General features: G+C 70.4%; 4 protein-coding genes. 3 read left to right on the top strand and 1 reads right to left on the bottom strand.

Annotated features, from left to right (window positions below; genetic code table 11):
• Positions 1 to 361 precede the first annotated feature (361 nt).
• Positions 362 to 748 carry a hypothetical protein gene (locus AC08ON_RS02780; RefSeq protein WP_011438075.1) on the top strand — a complete coding sequence of 129 codons (387 nt, stop codon included), beginning with the start codon at positions 362 to 364 and terminating at the stop codon, positions 746 to 748.
• 60 nt (positions 749 to 808) lie between these two features.
• Here the strand turns inward: AC08ON_RS02780 and murA are convergent, their stop codons facing one another.
• Positions 809 to 2,068, bottom strand: coding sequence for a UDP-N-acetylglucosamine 1-carboxyvinyltransferase (gene murA, locus AC08ON_RS02775; RefSeq protein WP_476616396.1), 1,260 nt, complete (start codon positions 2,066 to 2,068; stop codon positions 809 to 811).
• A gap of 237 nt (positions 2,069 to 2,305) precedes the next feature.
• Here murA and AC08ON_RS02770 point away from each other — a divergent pair, with 237 nt between their 5' ends.
• Together AC08ON_RS02770 and AC08ON_RS02765 are read left to right on the top strand one after the other, a co-directional pair.
• Positions 2,306 to 2,542: a hypothetical protein gene (locus tag AC08ON_RS02770; RefSeq protein WP_476606284.1), complete on the top strand. Its 237-nt coding sequence runs from the start codon at positions 2,306 to 2,308 to the stop codon at positions 2,540 to 2,542.
• 19 nt (positions 2,543 to 2,561) lie between these two features.
• Positions 2,562 to 3,260 (top strand): protein phosphatase 2C domain-containing protein (locus AC08ON_RS02765; RefSeq protein WP_476616395.1); only part of this gene is annotated, 699 nt, incomplete at its 3' end.

Here is a 3,260-nt window from a genome sequence, read left to right as displayed (position 1 = left end):
CTCCCCGGAGCACTCCAGACTCACCACGTTCACGCCGATGTTCATGTGATCTCCCGTCCCGGCCGTCCGGCGCCCCCGCTGTCGTGACGCCGTTGCTACCAGCTATCCGCGCCGATCGCGGGTAGCACTCAGGTGCGGCTCGCCCAGGGCGGACCGCGACGTACCCCCTCGTCTCCATCGGACTGTCGTCGTTCGGCCACAGAGAGGTCGGGCTGGTTACCTCAATGGTGGCAGCGGTTGACGGGAGATGTTTCCTCTGTCGGATTCCGTGGAGGTGTCGAGGCCCGGATCCAGGTCCGTCGCGAGGATGTCTGCCACGATGCAAGGTGGCGTCGAAGAGCGGCACGATCGGAGGTGCGGGATGCCCGCAACAGCCGGGGCACTTCTCCTCGAGCCGCTGATCGCGCTGCTGGCCGTCGGCCTGCTGATGGCGATCGGGCGCTGGGCCCATGCTCCGGCACGGCCGCGGCCGGCCGGTTCCGTCCCCGGCCACGACTTCGGTCTGCTCGTCCCGGTGGCCACCGTGGACACCCCCGCCGAGATCACTCGGCTCCGCGCGGCGCTGTGGGCACGGGGTATCCGCTCGACCTGGGCCACGGCACCGGCCGGTCCGATTCGCATCGACGCCGCCGGGAACATCATCGCCCGGCCGCGGGACCGCCGCCACGTGCTCGTGTTCGGCACGGACGCGAACCGAGCCGCCCGTGCCCTCGTGAACCTACTCGGCTCGCGCCAGTCGCCCACCTGACCCCGCCTGCCGGGCCGGCGGGGTCACGATGCCAGCGGAATCAGGACGATGCCGGTGAAATCAGGCTACGGCGCGGTCGGAGACCCGGCGGATGTCGGCGCCGAGGTCCGTCATGTTCTCGACAAACCGGGCGTATCCCCGGTCGATGTGGTGGACGTCGCTTACCTCGGTGACGCCGTCCGCAACCAGGCCGGCGAGCACGAGACCCGCGCCGGCCCGCACGTCGGAGGCCGTCACCCGGGTGCCGGACAGCCGCGCGGTGGGCCGGACGATGACGTGGTGGCCGTCCGTACGCAGGTCGGCGCCGAGTTTGTGCAGCTCGCGGCAGAAGGCGAACCGGCTGTCGAAGATGTTCTCGGTGATCAGGGAGGTACCCCGGCTAACCGACTCCAACGCGATGATCTGCGGCAGCAGATCAGTCGGAAAGCCAGGGTACGGCAGCGTCACCACGTCGATCGACCGGGGTTGTCCCCGTCCGACGACCCGGAATCCGTCGTCCCGGACGTCGACCTCGGCACCGGCCTGCACCAGCTTCTCCAGGACGATGCTGAGGTGGGCGGCCTGACCGTGCCGGATCAGCACGTCGCCACCGGTCATCAGGGCGCCGATGGCGTATGTGCCGGCGACGATGCGGTCCGCCACCGTCCGGTGTTCCACCGGGGTGAGCTGGTCGACCCCGTCGATGATCAGTGTCGACGATCCCGCCCCGTCGATACGCCCGCCCATCGCCGTCAGCATCGCGCACAGGTCGGCAATCTCGGGTTCCTGGGCGGCATTGTCGATCACCGTCGTCCCCTTGGCGAGAACCCCGGCCATCAACAGGTTCTCGGTGGCGCCCACACTGGGGAAGTCGAGCCAGATCGAGGCTCCCCGCAGCCGGCCGGAGCAGCGCGCGACGAGGGCTCCGGACTCGACGTCAACCAGCGCACCGAGTTTGGTCAGGCCGTTGACATGAATGTCGAGCGCGCGCGATCCGATCGCGTCCCCACCGGGCAGGGCGACCCGCGCCTCCCCGCGGCGGGCGACCAGCGGACCGAGCACCGCCACCGACGCCCTGATCTGCCGCACCAGCTCACCATCGGCCGCGACGCCCGGAGCCTGGGGCACCTCAATGCTCAGCCGCCCGCCGGCGGCGTCCCGCTCGACGGTCGCACCGAGCCCCGCTAGCACCTTGGACATCACCGACACGTCCAGGATGTCAGGAACGGCGGACAGCATCGTCCGGCCCGCGGCCAGCAGGCTCGCGGCCATCAGCTTCAGTACCGAGTTCTTCGCGCCCGGGACGGCGACCTCGCCGGCCAGCCGGGTACCGCCTGTCACAACGAAGCGCTCCACGAACCTCGATGCTAGGTCCTGGCCTGAAGATCTTCACCGCCACCCGCCGGACCGACCGGCGCAACCCTGCGCGGTCGCCTCATTCCGCTGCGTCGGACGGAAGGACGGACACCCCGTCGTGGGTGCGGATAAACGGCTCGAGCCGTCCGGCCACCGCGTCCGCCACCCGGATTGCGAAAGCCGGCACAAACCGCGTACGGACCTCGTCGATTCCTGGAGATCATGGGGTTACTCGCGGCAGTGATCGCCTTCATCACCACCGCCGCGAACATCGCTGCGGGGCAGCCGGCCCGACCGGCCGCCGGCCTTCTCACGCTCGCTGGCGGCGTGACGTTGCTCGTCTTCTGGGGCTTTCACGTCCTGCTCGTGGGGACCGAACCGGCCCGGCGTCGGGTCGTCGCGGCAGTCGTCGGGACGATACTCGTGGTGGCGGGGTTTCTCATGACGGAGTTCTCATGACCACGGTGGGGGCCGACGGGTGCGTGTGCTGCGGTCCATCAGCCGGTCGGACAAGCTCCACGATGAGGACGCCGCCGGTTCCCGCGCCGATGGCCTGTGGGTGATCGACGGAGCGACGCCGCTGCACGACGATCCGACGATCAGCGGCCGGTCCTCGGCGGCCTGGCTGAGCGGCGCGGCCGACGCCTTCCTCGCCACGGTCCCCTGGCGGGATAGATCCCTGCCCGAGGTGGTGCGGGAGCTGATCGCACACGTCCGCGCCGAGGGACGGCGCCTGGGGCTCGCCGCGGGTCGGTTCCCGACCGCCACGATCACCCTCGCCCGGCAACGGGGCCCGCTACTCGATCTGTACCTCCTCGGGGACAGCCCGGTGCTGCTCCGTCATCCCGGCGGGGAGGTGGTCAGTTTCACCGATCCCCAGTTCGATGGGGTCGAAGAGGCGCTGCTCGAACCGGTCCGCGCCGAGCTGGCACGCGGCATCGATGTCGCGCAGGCCTACGGACGGGCACACACGATGACCCACGAACGCCGCCGGCAGCGCAACACCGCGGCCGGGTCCTGGATCCTCGGTGACGTCACCGCTGCCGCCGACCACGCGTTCGTCACCACCATGCCGGTGGAACCCGGCACGGAGCTGGTGGCGCTGTCCGACGGCTACGCCCGGGCCGTCCGTCCCTTCAGCCTGGTCGCCGACGACGCGGCCCTTGTCGACGTGCTC

This window comes from Frankia sp. CoWAU3, assembly GCF_977971855.1.
Note: the sequence above shows the minus strand (reverse complement) of the source record. Positions and strands in the feature narration are given on the sequence as shown.

Coding starts and splice junctions, on each gene's coding strand:
- AC08ON_RS02780 (WP_011438075.1), top strand. CDS start 362: ATGCCCGCAACAGCCGGGGCACTTCTCCTCGAGCCGCTGATCGCGCTG.
- AC08ON_RS02770 (WP_476606284.1), top strand. CDS start 2,306: ATGGGGTTACTCGCGGCAGTGATCGCCTTCATCACCACCGCCGCGAAC.